9 protein-coding genes are annotated in these 15,982 nt (G+C 40.2%); 2 read left to right on the top strand and 7 right to left on the bottom strand.

Annotation, left to right across the window (positions count from 1 at the left end; genetic code table 11):
* Positions 1–78: 78 nt before the first annotated feature.
* The 7 genes from NO991_RS02305 to NO991_RS02275 form a co-directional block, all read right to left on the bottom strand.
* Entirely contained in the window at positions 79–1,617 is a 1,539-nt protein-coding gene (locus NO991_RS02305; protein WP_235373694.1) for a glycogen synthase, read from the bottom strand.
* A gap of 123 nt (positions 1,618–1,740) precedes the next feature.
* Positions 1,741–3,039, bottom strand: coding sequence for a glucose-1-phosphate adenylyltransferase (glgC, locus tag NO991_RS02300; RefSeq protein WP_054551973.1), 1,299 nt, complete (start codon positions 3,037–3,039; stop codon positions 1,741–1,743).
* An 18-nt stretch (positions 3,040–3,057) separates the two neighbouring features.
* The gene (locus NO991_RS02295; RefSeq protein ID WP_371351637.1) at positions 3,058–5,580 is read right to left on the bottom strand and encodes a glycogen/starch/alpha-glucan phosphorylase; all 2,523 of its coding nucleotides are present in this window, start codon (positions 5,578–5,580) and stop codon (positions 3,058–3,060) included.
* Positions 5,573–7,630, bottom strand: coding sequence for a glycogen debranching protein GlgX (gene glgX / locus NO991_RS02290; protein ID WP_371351636.1), 2,058 nt, complete (start codon positions 7,628–7,630; stop codon positions 5,573–5,575). Before glgX ends, NO991_RS02295 begins: the two co-directional genes overlap by 8 nt.
* Positions 7,620–9,857 carry a 1,4-alpha-glucan branching protein GlgB gene (gene glgB, locus NO991_RS02285; RefSeq protein WP_300542476.1) on the bottom strand — a complete coding sequence of 746 codons (2,238 nt, stop codon included), beginning with the start codon at positions 9,855–9,857 and terminating at the stop codon, positions 7,620–7,622. The genes glgX and glgB overlap by 11 nt, the downstream gene beginning before the upstream one ends.
* Positions 9,857–11,833: a 4-alpha-glucanotransferase gene (malQ, locus tag NO991_RS02280; RefSeq protein WP_300417217.1), complete on the bottom strand. Its 1,977-nt coding sequence runs from the start codon at positions 11,831–11,833 to the stop codon at positions 9,857–9,859. Before malQ ends, glgB begins: the two co-directional genes overlap by 1 nt.
* Before the next feature lie 8 nt (positions 11,834–11,841).
* Complete coding sequence (locus NO991_RS02275) at positions 11,842–12,141, bottom strand: isoamylase early set domain-containing protein (RefSeq protein ID WP_054551968.1); 300 nt, start codon at positions 12,139–12,141, stop codon at positions 11,842–11,844.
* A 939-nt stretch (positions 12,142–13,080) separates the two neighbouring features.
* On the opposite strand from NO991_RS02275, the gene NO991_RS02270 reads away from it, so the two are divergent.
* Positions 13,081–14,994: a putative bifunctional diguanylate cyclase/phosphodiesterase gene (locus NO991_RS02270; RefSeq protein WP_371351635.1), complete on the top strand. Its 1,914-nt coding sequence runs from the start codon at positions 13,081–13,083 to the stop codon at positions 14,992–14,994.
* 48 nt (positions 14,995–15,042) lie between these two features.
* Positions 15,043–15,969: a hypothetical protein gene (locus tag NO991_RS02265; protein WP_300362255.1), complete on the top strand. Its 927-nt coding sequence runs from the start codon at positions 15,043–15,045 to the stop codon at positions 15,967–15,969.
* Positions 15,970–15,982 lie beyond the last annotated feature (13 nt).

The raw sequence follows: 15,982 nt of genomic DNA, 5'->3' as shown, positions 1-15,982 counted from the left end.
CTTATTTTATATCACACTAAGTAATTAATAGCTGAAATTGGTAAAAAAGTCACCTAATTACCATGAATCACTTACTTTTTATTGATATAAGCCAGATAAATAGCCTTCTGCAACGGATTGCCACGTAAAACGGGCATTTCTTGCCTGTTCACATATTGAGCACCATTTTTCTGGTTGCGATTTTTTAAGCTCAAGCGCATCACTAAAACTAGTAACAAGTTCGTAGCTTTGTGATGCCAAACTCTCGCCTTGGAAACTAAAACCACTCACATGATGTTCTACTGTATCACGTAAACCACCTACACCATGTACTAAGCACGGCTGTCCTGCTCGCATTGCTAACATCTGGCTAATACCGCACGGCTCAAATGAACTTGGCATTAAAAATAAATCGCCTAAGTGGTACATGTATTCACCAACATAATGCGCATAACCTTTTAAAAATAGCAGGTTATCTTGACGTGCCATAACTGATGTCATGATGTGCTCAAGTTCAGTATCCCCTGAGCCTAAAATAATCATGTAGCCGTTATGTTGTTTTAAACGCTGACATAACTCATCTAATACAAGCCCTTTATCATAAGGCTGACGAAGTAACAGTGCTTTTTGGTCCGTTAAACGACCCACACTGGTTACTAATGGCCCAGAAAACGGCCGTGTTTTAAATTGAAGTAATCGTTGATGCGCTATGTAATAGCTTGAATCTAATACTGGGCTTTTTGCCATCCATTGAAATAACGCATTTTCGGCATGTTGATAAAGACTCGCTAAGCTGATGTCTTCAAGCTTCATTCCTGGGTACTCGCAACCATTAAGAATGCCCACTACACGCCCTTGTTCATAGGCAGCCTGCAAGTCAGCTTCAAGTCCCTCACCACCAAAAAAGCCTTTTTCAGCATCACTTGGACGCAGTACTTCTTGGCAATAAGTTGGCGAAACAAGGTGTACTTTATCAACCAGGTTAATAGCAGTACGCATTGGGTTAAAGCAATCAAAATAGCGCGGATCGCATAACCTTTCGCCGTTATAACCTAAACTTGGGAACCAGGCTTCTAGGCTTGAGCTATCACCTTTGAAAGGACGTATCCCTTGCAATGCAAGGTTATGTACTGTGTAAGCTAAAAATAAGTGCGCTAGTTTTCTATAGCGGCTATCTGATTTAAGTAATAGAGCAACACAAGCACTGTGCCAATCATGTAAGTGAACAACATCCGGCGTGCGAATAAGCCCTTGTAATAAGGCTTCGCAAACAGCAGCGTTAAAAAGAGCAAACTTACTTGCATCGGTTGCAAACGGACGGCCCGGTTCATCATTACAATAAACAGCGCCGTTATGGCGGCTAAATTCCCAATTAGAAATAAGCAGTTGCGTTATACCTTCTTCACTTTTAGCAAGCTTCCACACATCCAGTTTTTGCATATGACCTGCAAAGGGCACGTGCACTACACCTATGTGATGCCGCTCTAAATACTCAAAGCCATAATCTGGGATCACCACATCAACACTAAGGCCTTTTTCTACTAACGCTTTAGGGCAATCTCTAACAACATCCGCTACACCACCGACTTTTGCATTCGGTAATGCATCATTCTCTGCAGCTACCATCAATACATGCATGCTTTGCAGTACTCCATAAAACTTTTATACCAATTGGCAATAATACTTAATTAAGCAAACTGGTATTATTCAAATATAAATAAAGGAGGGACATGCCCTCCCTTTTTGTCTTAGCGCGATTGCTTAAGCAAGGCGTTTATTATCTTGCTCTTGTTGCTCTAACTTCTTTGCAAGCTCATTCAACATATCACGAGTGACCAGCACAATCCCTTTTTTCGAGACTCTAAAGCCATTTTCTTTGTCGACTTTGTTATCGTAACCGATTTCAAGTCCTTCGGGGATCTCACAGTTACGGTCAATAATAGCACGCCTAATCTTACAATTTCGGTTGATCTTAACACCTGGTAATATCACTGATTCTTCGATTTCACAGAATGAATGAACATATACATTCGAGAAAAGTAGTGACTTCTTAACTTTAGAACCAGAAATAATACAGCCACCTGATACTGTTGAATCAACAGCCATACCACGTCTGTCATCATCATCAAAAATGAATTTAGCAGGTGGTAACTGCTCTTGATAAGTCCAAATTGGCCATTTTGGATCATAAAGGTCAAGCTGTGGCTGTGGCATTACCAGCTCCATGTTGGCTTCCCAGAATGAGTCAAGTGTACCAACATCGCGCCAGTATGGCTGACCATCATGTACATCTCTAAACGGATAGGCAAATACGTTATGCTCTTCGATGATAGCAGGGATAATATCGTGACCGAAATCTCGGCCAGAACCTTCAGTTTCTGCGTCTTTTTTCAATTGTTCAAATAAGAACTCAGTATTGAAAATATAGTTACCCATTGATGCTAAACAGGTCCCTGGCTTACCAGGCACAGAAGTAGGCTCAGCAGGTTTTTCATCAAAACGACGAACACGATTGCTTTCATCAACTGTCATTACACCAAATGTATCTGCAGCTTCTTCGCAAGGTACCTCAATACAACATACCGTCATATCAGCACCTGTCTCAACGTGTTTAGCCAACAAACCACCGTAGTCCATACAATAAACGTGGTCACCCGAGAGGATCATCACATACTTAGGCAGCTCATGGCGGATAATATCCATATTTTGGAATACCGCATCAGCTGTACCACAATACCAGTCATCTCCATTTCGCTGAGAGGCAGGAAGTATTTCAACTGATTCTCCCAATTCTTTTTTGAAATGGCCCCATGCACGATTTACGTGACGAATTAACGAGTGCGACTTATATTGAGTAGCAATACCAACTCGACGAATACCTGAATTTATACAGTTCGACAGTGGAAAGTCGATGATTCGGTGTTTACCACCAAAATAGACTGCTGGTTTAGCACGCCAGTCTGTTAATTCATGTAAACGTGAACCTCGCCCTCCTGCTAGGATGAGGGCATACGTTTCTCTTGTTAAACTACTTATATATCGGTTTGCATAACTTGGCATAACTCTCTCCGTCTTAAGCTAGCTGCTTTTCTTCTGTGTGTTTTGCTGTGCACTAGTATCCATTAATGGCTCCAAATGCCAGATGTCGTCACTGTATTGACTAATGGTCCTATCGCTCGAAAACATGCCACTGGCTGCAGTATTCAAAATACTCATTTTTGTCCAGTGAGCAGTATCTAAGTAGGCTTGTTCAACTTGCTCTTGCGCTTCTACAAAGCTGGCAAAATCATGAGCGACTAACCATGGATCGTGCGGGCTCTTAATCGCCGCAATAATGTCGTCAAATAAATTAGGCTCAAACAGGTTAAAATGACCGCTCTCAAGTAATTGCATTACTTTATAGAGGCTGTCAGTTTGGTGAATAATCTGCTCAGGATTATAGTGTGCTTTGATATCGTCAATTTGCTCTGCACGTGCACCAAATAAGAAGAAGTTATCAGCACCCACTGCATCACGAATTTCAATGTTAGCGCCATCTAACGTACCTATAGTCAAAGCACCGTTCATCATGAACTTCATGTTACCTGTGCCAGATGCTTCTTTACCTGCTGTAGAAATTTGCTCAGATAAATCAGTTGCTGGGCAAATAGTTTCCATGGCTGTTACGTTGTAGTTTGGTAAAAAAGCAACTCTTAAATACGGTTTAGCAAGCGGATCTTTATTGATCACTTCTGCTACGTTATTAATTAATTTAATAATTTTCTTCGCCATGTAGTAACCTGGTGCAGCTTTACCGCCCAGTAGCACGCAACGAGGAACAATGTTTGCTGTATCGCCTTGGCGAATACGATCGTAAAGGTGAATAACGTGCAGTACGTTTAATAGCTGACGCTTATATTCGTGAATACGTTTAACTTGCACGTCAAACATCATTTCTGCGTCAAACTGTACACCACAGCGGTTTTTTACTAATTCAACAAGGCGTTGCTTATTAGTGTGCTTTACAGCTTGCCATTGATTATGGAATTTAGGGTCGTCATATAGACGGCGTAACTGGCTAATTTTGCTAAAGTCAGCAACCCATTCATCACCAATGTGTTGATTAAGCAGTTTAGCCAACTCTGGGTTACAATGTGCTAACCAACGACGCGGTGTTACACCATTGGTTTTATTATTGAATTTATCTGGCCATAGCTGATAAAACTCGTTAAATAAGCCAGCTTTAAGCAGCTCAGTGTGAAGTGCAGCCACACCATTAACCGAATAACTACCCACAATCGCTAAATATGCCATGCGAATTTGCGGCTCAGGGCCTTCTTCGATCAGTGACAGTGCACGCTGTTTTTCAACATCACCAGGCCAAGCTAACGCAACTTCGGCTAAGAAACGCGCATTGATTTCATAAATAATTTCTAAGATACGCGGTAGTAATCGGGCAAATAAAGATACTGACCACTTCTCTAATGCTTCAGGAAGTAAAGTGTGGTTTGTATAAGCCATGGTCTTAGTCGTGATAGACCACGCTTCTTGCCAATCTAGCTCATACTCATCAACCAAAATACGCATAAGCTCAGCAACAGCAATACTTGGGTGCGTATCGTTTAATTGAAAAACATGGTAATCAGCAAAGTCAGAGAAGTCTTCGCCATGTTTGCTAACCCAGGTATCAATGATGTCTTGTAAACTCGCCGATGATAAGAAGTATTGCTGACGTAAACGTAGCTCTTTACCGTTCTCGCTACTATCATTTGGGTAAAGTACCATTGTGATTTGTTCAGCTAAGTTTTTACGCGCTACAGCTTCTGAGTAACTACCCGCATTGAACTCGCTTAAATCAAATTCGTCAGTGGCTTCTGATTTCCATAAACGTAGGGTGTTTACAATATCGTTCTTGTAACCCGGAATCGGCACATCATAAGGCACAGCTAAAACATCATGAGAATCTAGCCATTGACGGTGCTCACGACCCTGTTTATCAGTATAGCTTTCAACATGACCGAAGAATTTTACGCGTTTTGATTGCTCAGGCGCACTCAGCTCCCACGGGTGCCCTTCACGTAACCAATTATCTGGTTGTTCAATTTGATGACCATTTTCAATAGCTTGATTAAACATGCCATATTCATAACGAATACCATAGCCAACCACTGGTAATGCAAGACTTGCACAGCTATCTAAAAAACATGCAGCTAAGCGCCCTAAGCCACCATTACCTAGACCTGCATCATGCTCAGCCTCCGCAACTTGCTCAAGTTCGGTGCAGTATTCTTGCAACGCCTTAGCTACTTGCTCATCTAAATCTAAGTTTAAAATCGCATTGCCAAGGGCGCGGCCCATTAAAAATTCAAGAGACAAGTAAGCTGTTTTACGGCGTTTTTGTTCATGAATTTGCTGTTTTGTTACTCGGCAACGAGCAACTAATCGGTCACGAATAGTTAATGCTAATGCATGGTATAAATACAGTTGTGATTTACCTACTTTGTCACGTCCAAGGGTGTAATAAAAATGGCGTGATAAATCATCGTCTAAAGTACTTTCATCAACTGTAGGCGCATCCTGCCAGCCCTTAACAACACATACTTGATCGGCATTTTTAGCCATGATTAAGATCCTCTGAATTGGCGGTAAAAACCCAGCTGCTCATTGCAGCAATCTCGTGTTCCTTGTCAACAAACTGAGTTGACATTGGATGAATGCTGGTCAGCGCTAACTGCCATTTTCCTTTATCTAAGTTAGGAAGTTGGCAAGTTACAGGCTCTGATCCTGCATTTAATATGATCAATAAAGCTTGATTTGTGTGCTTGTCAGTCAGGCTGTATATCAGCACCTGGCGATCGCCTTGATGCCAATCGTCTTGTTGCATATTGGAGCCTGATTCAGTGAACCACGCGACGTCATAACGCGGGTCATTGTCGTGAACAAAAAAGCGGTGTTTAAAAATGCTGAACTGCTTACGAATGCGCAAAACATCGTCAATAAAACGTGTAAGAGGATGACTAAATTGTGAGTCTTTCCATGCAAGCCAACTTGTGCGATTGTTTTGACAATAGGCGTTGTTGTTACCACCTTGTGAGTGTGCCATTTCGCTTCCTAATGAAAGCATAGGCACGCCTTTAGAAAGCAACAAAGTTAACAGCATATTTTTTTGTTGCTGTAAGCGTAATTTGCTCACTTGTGGGTCATTGGTAAACCCTTCAACGCCACAATTGAATGAGTGATTGTCACTGTGTCCATCACGATTTTGCTCGCCATTGGCTTCGTTATGTTTATTCTCGTAACTAACTAAATCAGCAAGCGTAAAGCCATCATGACTAGTGATAAAATTGATACTGTTAAGTGGCCCACGTAGGTTATGCTCAAACAAGTCAAACGAACCATGTAAACGTTTTGCAAGCTCACCAATTACGCCCTGTTCTTGTTTCCAAAAGCGTCTTATCGTATCGCGATATTTATCATTCCATTCACGCCACGGTGCCGGAAAAGCCCCTAATTGGTAACCTCCTGGGCCTATATCCCAAGGCTCTGCAATGAGTTTAACTTGGCTTAATACTGGGTCTTGATTAATCGCTTGGAAAAACGCATGCGCCTGATTAAAACCATTCGGGTTACGCGCTAAAATGGTTGCTAAGTCAAAACGAAAACCATCGACCCCCATCACTTCAACCCAATAACGCAAGCTATCAAGTACCAGCTGTAAAGAACGAGGCGAATCAATATTTACCGTGTTACCACAGCCGGTATCATTAATATAATGCTGCGGTTTATCAGCAACAGTGCGGTAATAACCTAAATTGTCTAAGCCACGTAATGATAAAATAGGCCCATCTGTGCCCGCCTCTGCAGTGTGGTTATAAACCACGTCGAGTATTACTTCTATGTCCGCTTTGTGAAGCGCTGCCACCATTTCTTGAAACTCACTAATATCATCATTAACGAGATACTCTTTATGCGGAGTAAAGAAGTTAAGCGTGTTGTAGCCCCAGTAATTTTGTAAACCTTTAGCGGTTAGAAACTGCTCGCTGATAAATGCATGAATAGGTAATAATTCTAGGCAAGTCACCCCAATAGTGCGTAAATGCTCAATAAAGCTAGGATGGCTTAAACCTAAAAACTTACCTTGTAACGATTTTGGGATCTCAAGATGACGACAGGTTGCACCAACTACATGACATTCGTAAATAACCGTTTTACCCCAGCTGTGGTTCGGCTTTTTACCTGTGTAAGGTGACAGCTCCCGGACTCGAGATTTTGGCATATCAATAGCATTGTTAACCTGGCTTAACTTTCCTACAGGCATTTGCCCATAGTGACGTTCACTCCACGTAAACTCGCCATAAAAATCACGCGCATAAGGGTCTAACAGCAATTTGTGATTATTAAAAAATAGTCCTTTTTCGGGTGCGTACTCACCATCAGCGCGAAAGCCATACAAGGCGCCACTTTTCAGAGGACTCACTTTTAGTGTCCAGATACCGCCCTCGTTCATATGCATCGCTAGGGTGAGAATTTCTGAATGACCACTGCTATCAAATAAGCACAAAGACATATGTTGTGCTTGTGGTGCGTACACAGCAAAGTTTACGCCCTCACCAACAACAGATGCCCCTAAAGGCGAGCTCACCCCAACTTCGAGTTCAACACTATGACTCATCGCTCACCTTCTTAAGGTAAATTGTCGCAAGACCAGGCAAAGACACACTGATGCTTTGATTAAAGCCATGGCTTTCAATCGCTTGGCTTACGATGATTTGCTCTGCGTGACTAGTTGCTTCAACGCCAGAACCAAAATAGTTCGCTTTATCTGTGTTCAAAATAACTTGATAAGTGCCAGCTTTTGGCACACCTATCACGTAGTCGTGATACACCTGTGGCGTTAAATTACAAATCACTACCACAAAATCTTCTGCTTTCTTTGCATAGCGAATAAAGCTAAACATACTTTGCTCAGCATTGTTGCTGTCGAGCCACGCGAAGCCCGCTGGGCTGGTATCTTGCTCGTATAAAGCTGGCGTACTAGTGTATACAGCATTTAAATCTTTAATCGTTTGCTGCATGCCACTGTGGCTAATATGCTCAAGTAAATGCCAATCAAGCGATTGGTCGTGATTCCACTCTTTACGCTGGGCGATTTCAGCACCCATAAACAATAATTTTTTACCTGGATGCGCCCACATAAAGGCATAATATGCACGTAAGTTTGCAAACTTTTGCCAGTCGTCCCCTGGCATTTTTTCAATTAATGAGCCTTTACCATGCACCACTTCATCATGGCTAAGCGGTAAAATATAGTTCTCGCTGTAGGCGTAAACCATCGAAAAGGTCATTTCGTGGTGGTGATGCGAACGGTAAAGGGAATCGCGCTGCATATAATGCAAACTGTCATTCATCCACCCCATATTCCACTTATAACCAAAACCTAAACCATCATGGTCAACTTGGCGCGTAACACCCGGCCACGCAGTTGACTCTTCAGCCACCATCATAATGCCCGGATTTTTTGCATAGCAGCGCATATTGACTTGTTTTAAGCACTCAATAGCGCCTAAGTTTTCTCTGCCGCCGTATTGATTTGCAACCCACTGCCCTTCTTCACGGCTGTAGTCTAAATAAAGCATTGAAGCAACCGCATCCACACGTAAGCCATCAATACCAAATTCATGTAGCCAGTACATTGCATTCGCAATCAGAAAGCTACGAACCTCTGCGCGATCATAATTGTAGATATAGGTATTCCAATCAGGGTGAAAACCTTGTCTAACATCGGCATGTTCGTATAAATGGGTGCCATCAAAACGATGTAAACCGTGAGGATCACTTGGGAAATGACCAGGTACCCAGTCCAGTATGAGACCAATATCTGCTTCGTGACATTGCTCGACAAAGTAAACAAAATCTTCAAAGCTGCCATAGCGACTGGTCGGGGCAAATAATCCAACGGGTTGATAACCCCAAGAACCATCAAATGGGTACTCGCTGATTGGCATTAGTTGTAGATGCGTAAAGCCAAGCTCTTTTGTGTAAGGAATAAGATTATCAGCAAGTTCACGCCATGTGAGATAGCGCTCGCCGTCATCCCGTCTTTGCCAAGAACCCGCATGCACTTCATAAATACTAACAGGCGCATCAACACTGTTTCGTTTTGCACGATTTGCTAACGCCCTTTCAGAAAGCTGAATACCCGTTTTTAGCTTTTGCAGTACTGACGCAGTACCCGGTGCTTGTTGCATCTTAAACGCAAATGGATCGGCTTTATCAAGCACTTCTCCTGTTAGAGTGGTGATAGCAAATTTATAGCATTGATGCTCTTTAAGCCCAGGAATAAATAACTCCCATACCCCACTGGCAGGATGAAAACGCATAAAATGACGATTACGCTGCCAATAATTAAATTCACCAATAACCGATACACTACTGGCATTCGGCGCCCACACTGTAAAGCGAACACCATCAACCCCTTGTTGAGTCACAAAATGTGCACCAAAATGTTGATAAGCATGCTCTAAACTGCCTTCATTAAACAGATACATTGCCTGTTCATCTAAGCTGCTTTCAAAGCTGTACTCATCATATTGTTGATGAGTAAATTCATTGCTATAGCTAACATCCAGCTGGTAGTCAGGTTTCGTTTTTGATTTGATATTTGCGACAAATAAATGACTATCACCTTGTTGCTGCGCAACGATTTTTTCTGTGCCAAGCAGAATCGAAACACTGCTTGCGCCAGGCAAAAAGCAACGAATTTCATAGCTTGTAGGGCCACTTTTATGCGCCCCAAGAAAGCTGAAAGGATCTCTAAAACAACCACTGGCTAATGCATCGATTTGTTTTTGATAAATAACAGATTGTGCACTTTGCTCTTGACGAACACGACTTCTCATTATTGATTCCTTATCGAAATTAAATTGGCTAAGAATGACTGTTGCGCTTCGATAATCTGCGCAGCTGGACGCGACAATAAACGCCGCCAATTTGGGTACTCTTTATCAGTACCGGGGATATTTACAGGCAGTATTTGCTGGTCTAAGTCATCTATTTGAATAGTAAATAGCTTTGCTGGTGCTGCCGCTAATGAGGATGCCAACGCTTCATAAACCGTAAAGGCATCTGTTTCTAACGATAAATGCTGGTGTGACTCTCGTGCGATAAAATTAAGCATACGATGCTTTTCAATGTTTCTCGCATCGAATTGAGCCCGAGTTTGCTCATCATCAAGCAAACCATATTGTTGTTTAATCGTAATATCGTGGCCAATCCACCAGCCTTTGAATGGTGGTACATCATGGTTGGCTATCATTAAAAGGCTATGAGGCGCAAAATGCTCAGCCGCTAAAAACTCGCCTTGATAATCTTTTTCAAAGTAGAACAACCCATTTGAATAGATTGCACTTGCTTTTAATGCTTCACGCACTTCATTAGGTACCACACCTAAATCTTCACCAATTACGACGCATTGATTAAGATGAGATTCAATTTTAAGCACTGCTAATAACTGTTCAAACGGATAATAAACATAACAACCATCTTGCTGGGAATTATTCTCAAAACACCACCAAAGACGGCGAATTGCCATTACATGGTCAATTCTAAGACCACCCACATCTTCCATATTGGCCCGGATAAGTGAGCGATAAAAAGCAAAGTTGTCTTTACTTAACTTTTGTGGATTCAGTACAGGCAAACCCCAATTCTGACCATGTTCAGCCCAAGGATCTGGCGGAGCTCCAACATGAGCATTTTCGGCAAATAGCTCATTTTGGCTTTTGAACTCACTGCCATCACCTGCACAGCCAACGGCTAAGTCATTAATAAGGCCAATTGCCATACCGCTATCACGGGCAGCTTGCTGGCAGATATTTAATTGAAGGTGAGCTTGCCATTGTAAATAGCTAGCATAATCACGGTCGCCAACCAACATGGTCGACAAGCTGTGTTTATGGGTTTCACAAAAACGAGCGAACTGCTGTTTTCGCTCTTCTGAAGCAAACTCACAAAATTGTTGATATAAACAGCTAAACACTTGATATTTAAAATCACTAACCGATGTATAATCAATGTAAGTCGCATCGGTTTGCGGTTTATTTGCCAATAATTTATCAAGTGCATTATTATTTTTGGCGTCTTCGCATAATGACACAGCAATATACAACGGGTTCAATAACGCTCGGCTATTTGGACTATAAGGACTCGCCCTCTCAGGACTGTGTTCAAACAGTAAATGCAGCGGATTAAGCAACACATAATCCATATTGTTAGTCGCGGCTGCTTTAATAAGTTTTGTTAAATCAGCGAAATCACCAATTCCTAACCCCTCTTCATTGCATAAGCTATAAAGCTGAATGGATAAGCCCAAACGCTTTTTATCATCAATAGAAAAGCTTTCTTTAGGTGTGATCCATAGCTGACTGTAAGCTTGCTGATCTGCCACTGTAATGAGTGCATCATGGTAACCGATTGGCATTTCAGGAACTGGCAATGCAAGCTCAAGATAACGAATGCCGTTTAGGCCGTAATCACCTAGTACAGCTAAACCTTGCAAGTTTTCACAAGTAAAATGAATATCAAGCGAAGGCACGCTTAGAGTACATGAGCGTGTTAATAAACGCTCATCAACGCGTACTTTCAAAATTGGATGGTGTGCCTCAATAATGCTTGTATGAGGCAACAAGTTCAGCCAAGTACCTGCATCTAATGCAAAATTAAGTTGGTTTATTACATCAGAATCTTGGGTATTTATACCGCAACAACTAAGCGCCTGCTTGCGTGTACTTTCATCGAAAATAACATGCTCACCAGTGTATTTAGTATATTCATAGCCTATGCCATGCAGGTAATATAACTGAGATAGTGAGTGCATCAAAACACCTAAGCGCGCTGGGTATTAACAATGCTGTTATCAGTACCAAAACCGTTAGGAATATAACCATCAGCTTGGTGGTCGTTGTCCCATGTCTCGCCATTGATTAGATAACGGAAGTGAAACTCTTGATCAAGTGGTAAACGCTGCTTGCATTTGAAAACTTGCTCTTTTTTATTGAACTTCATTGGCACAGGCTGCCAATCTGTAAACTCCGCAACTAATTGCACATCTTCAGCATCAGGATGCTTAAATTCAAAAGTAACTTCGGTTTCGTCTTTAGTTTTAAAAAAACGTTTGCTTAGCATAGTGGGCTCCAATTCAACCAATTGGTAAATTAATCCTTGCCACAGTACCGCATTCAACGACTCTATAAGCGGAGGCTGTGCGTTCCAGGTTTCATAAACTTGATTACCAAATCATCAAGTTCATTAAGTAAATCAAACCTATATTTACGCATTATGACAGTGCAACTGTTTATTTTTCGCACCAAGATAGTGCGTAAATTAAACAAAAATTACAACAATCATATTGCTGTATTATTACGAGCAATAACTGAACCAAGTTGATGATAAAATACACTTTAATTTCAGTATGTTTTATCTACTCTCGTAATGACTTATAAAAAGTAGATAACAAATTGGGTTGGGTAAAGTGAATTAAATTGAAGTGAACAATTAGAGCAAAAACACTAAAAAGACACTATTTCATTTCGTAAAAATATAAGCATATAATTTACAAAAATAAATTACATTGTTTCTGTAAGGTAAATTATATAAATCTATATGAGACATATATAAATCGTTATTCCTTCCAGAAAATACCTACAAAACAAAGCAAAACCAACCGTTAATTTTTACTACCCAATTAACTTATTTAAAAACTACCCAAGCAGAAAGACAAAAACAATAAGTACAAAATCGTAAATTTAAAATTTAAAACTAGTTATCAAACCAACATCAGACCCAGCTTTAAAATAAAAATAAAAACCTTTTAAAAATTTAAAACCGGACGTTTTTCCAGTGAAGTAAATTTATTTTACATCGTGAACGCTAAGCGAATATTATTAGCTCACTACCACCCCACAAATAGAGCTTATACTCTAAACGATGTGAATTTTCACATTTTGTACCAATCTAAACACCATTATCAATAAAACGCTTTTGCTAACTTATCTGTAACAATATAATTACTGACATTATAAAGGTGAGCACAACTTATAAAAATGCACCAAAATGGTACTCTAGATGACAAATGCAATACGAACTTCATTCACGATTATTATTACTATAATTGCTTTCGCTTATGGGATGAGTATCTTATTAACAAAAAAAATTAATGATTTAAATTATATTGATAGCGGAATAGAGCTGCACTATTTAACTGGGGTAGAATCGCAGATAACAAAAACGGCTTGGTATAATATTTTATTAAGTGGGCAAAACATAATAATAAAAGAGAATGAAACCTATATAGTAATAAATTCTGAGCAAGGGCTGACTATCGCGGCACTTTCATCAGATGTAATATTATCTACACTGTTAGCTCCAATAAATATAATTATACTATTATTATTGATAATGGCTGTAAGCTGGATAGTAAATATAAGAGTACAAACTCGAAATGAGAGTTACACTCTCAAATTGCTTAATACTCAAGCATCTGATTTACTTAAAAGTCTCAACTTAGCTACCAGCTCTACAGCTAAACAACCGCATATTGAGCAACTCCGCGTCAACTATGACGCTCTTAGCAAGCATATCACTAACTACACTAAAGAGTCTGAAATAAGTATATTTCAAGATAAGCTCACTCACCTGCTTGACCGCCACGCATACATAGAGCATTTAGCCAAACAACTTAGAATCGCAGAGCGACAAAAATATCGTTGCGCATTACTTTTTATCGACTTAGATGGCTTTAAACAAGTAAATGATTCTTTTGGTCATAGTTTTGGAGATGAAATTCTAATGCAAGTCGCATCACGCTTAAGTAGCATAATGCGACACCATAAGTTATCTAACTTATCTCCGACGAGCCAACTTGATCAAAACTTAGCCAGACTAGGTGGTGATGAATTTTCGATATTTATTGACCTTAAAGAATGTAAAAATAGAGCCTTAGATGTAGCGCAAAATGTTTTACACGAAATAGAACGTGACTTCGTTTTAGGTAATAAACTAATAAAAATTAGTGCAAGTATAGGCATTGCGGTTTACCCAGATAGTGCAGCCACACCACAATCACTGTTACAGATGGCTGATGTTGCTATGTATAGAGCAAAAACCGATGGTCGAGGCATTTTTAAAGTCTATTCACCTGATATGGGCAAGAAAATTAGGCGATATCATTATTTACTTGACGAAATGCGTCTTGCAATTGCAAGCGAAAATTTTCATTTATCGTTTCAACCTATTGTTGATGTTGATGACTGCGCCATTGATTATTTTGAAGCGCTTGTTAGGTGGGAGCACCCAAAAGAAGGACTTATTTCTCCTGAGGAGTTTATTCCGATCGCAGAAGAGTCGAATATTATTCTAGAACTTGGAGACTGGATAATGCTCGAATCATGTAGGCAAATGTCGGCATGGTACAACGCAGGTATGAGAAAAGTTAAAATATCTGTAAATATCTCAGGAGTACAGTTAAAGCATTGCAATATCTATGATTGGGTTATGGATAAACTATCAAAAACAGGCCTCCCTGCCCACGCATTAATGCTTGAAATCACTGAATCTACTTTTATTGAAGCAAGCAATAAGATTATTCAAACACTCGAACAATTGCGTGCAGAAGGTATTACTATCGCAATTGATGACTTTGGGACTGGCTTTAGCTCGTTAAGTACGCTTGCAGATCTTCCAATTGATGTTATTAAATTAGATCGTCTATTCGTATCGCAAGCTAAAGATAACGCTAAATACCATAAAATAATGCACTCTGTGAGCGAGCTAGGTGCTAAGCTCGGTTTAAAAGTCGTGGCTGAAGGTGTTGAAGATGTAAAACAATTTGAATTGGTAAAATCTATGGGTATCAACAGTATTCAAGGTTATTTGATAAGTCACCCAGAGTCATCTTTAAATGTGGGGCACAAAGTTTTGCAAGATAACTTAAACTTTATATCAGCCACCGGCCGTGGTGTTTGGAATATACAAAAATAGCATAAACCGCTATAATCCCAGCTATTAATCTGTACTTTTACCCAGTTGATGTTAAAAAAAAGCCTATTAACCATTTTTTTAGTTTCCTTCGCGATCACTAGCCTACTCATTGGTTCATCTATTTACACTCTCTATAGTAAGAAAAGATTGTCTGTAGACCCCAAAGTCAAAGAAATCTCAGGGATTGAATTTGATAAATTTAATCGACTTTGGGCCATAAACGACAGTGGCGACGAGCCAAAACTTTACCGCCTTAATCAAGACGGGTCTATTGCAAAAGAAATCTTGGTAACCAATGCTAAAAACATTGATTGGGAAGATATGACGCAAAATAAATTTGGTCATTTCTTTTTGGGTGATTTTGGCAATAACAAAAACGACCGAAAATGGTTAACCATTTATAAAATCGAAAATCCAATCGATATTAAAGGCGACACCACTGAAGCAGAGATTATCAAGTTTACATACCCCGAAATGGATGGCCGCCCCATCCAACCTGATCAGCGAAATTTTGATTTAGAAGCCTTTGTAGCCTTAGGGCGACATTTGTATCTATTTACCAAAAATCGTACTGAGCCATTTGATGGCATTACTAAAGTTTACAAAGTTGGCGATCATGCAGCTAATTTTGATGCTGAATTAATTGATTCGTTCAAAACTTGCACCACCATGGAAAAGCTTTGTTGGATCACTTCCGCGGCGCTTAGCCCAGATAGAACTAAGTTGGTTCTGCTAGATTCCACCAGTATTTGGTTATTTGAGAACTTTCGGGGTGATAAGTTTTTTTCTGGTGATGTATCACGTATTGACTTAGGTATTGTTACGCAAAAAGAAGCCATCACTTTTTACGATGACAACACGATTGTTTTTACAGACGAAGAGTTTAAAGGCATTGGTGGTAATGCCTATGTTATAAAGCTTGATGAAGTCGAAAAGAAGGTCATCCGCAAAGCGCCTCAAGCTGATACAAATTAAGTTCTATAGGCAA

This window comes from Pseudoalteromonas sp. DY56-GL22 (assembly GCF_041414715.1).
In the GTDB taxonomy this organism is placed as follows: Bacteria; Pseudomonadota; Gammaproteobacteria; order Enterobacterales; family Alteromonadaceae; genus Pseudoalteromonas; species Pseudoalteromonas simplex.
Note: the sequence above shows the minus strand (reverse complement) of the source record. Positions and strands in the feature narration are given on the sequence as shown.

Coding starts and splice junctions, on each gene's coding strand:
- NO991_RS02305 (WP_235373694.1), bottom strand. CDS start 1,617: ATGCATGTATTGATGGTAGCTGCAGAGAATGATGCATTACCGAATGCA.
- glgC (WP_054551973.1), bottom strand. CDS start 3,039: ATGCCAAGTTATGCAAACCGATATATAAGTAGTTTAACAAGAGAAACG.
- NO991_RS02295 (WP_371351637.1), bottom strand. CDS start 5,580: ATGGCTAAAAATGCCGATCAAGTATGTGTTGTTAAGGGCTGGCAGGAT.
- glgX (WP_371351636.1), bottom strand. CDS start 7,630: ATGAGTCATAGTGTTGAACTCGAAGTTGGGGTGAGCTCGCCTTTAGGG.
- glgB (WP_300542476.1), bottom strand. CDS start 9,857: ATGAGAAGTCGTGTTCGTCAAGAGCAAAGTGCACAATCTGTTATTTAT.
- malQ (WP_300417217.1), bottom strand. CDS start 11,833: ATGCACTCACTATCTCAGTTATATTACCTGCATGGCATAGGCTATGAA.
- NO991_RS02275 (WP_054551968.1), bottom strand. CDS start 12,141: ATGCTAAGCAAACGTTTTTTTAAAACTAAAGACGAAACCGAAGTTACT.
- NO991_RS02270 (WP_371351635.1), top strand. CDS start 13,081: ATGACAAATGCAATACGAACTTCATTCACGATTATTATTACTATAATT.
- NO991_RS02265 (WP_300362255.1), top strand. CDS start 15,043: ATGTTAAAAAAAAGCCTATTAACCATTTTTTTAGTTTCCTTCGCGATC.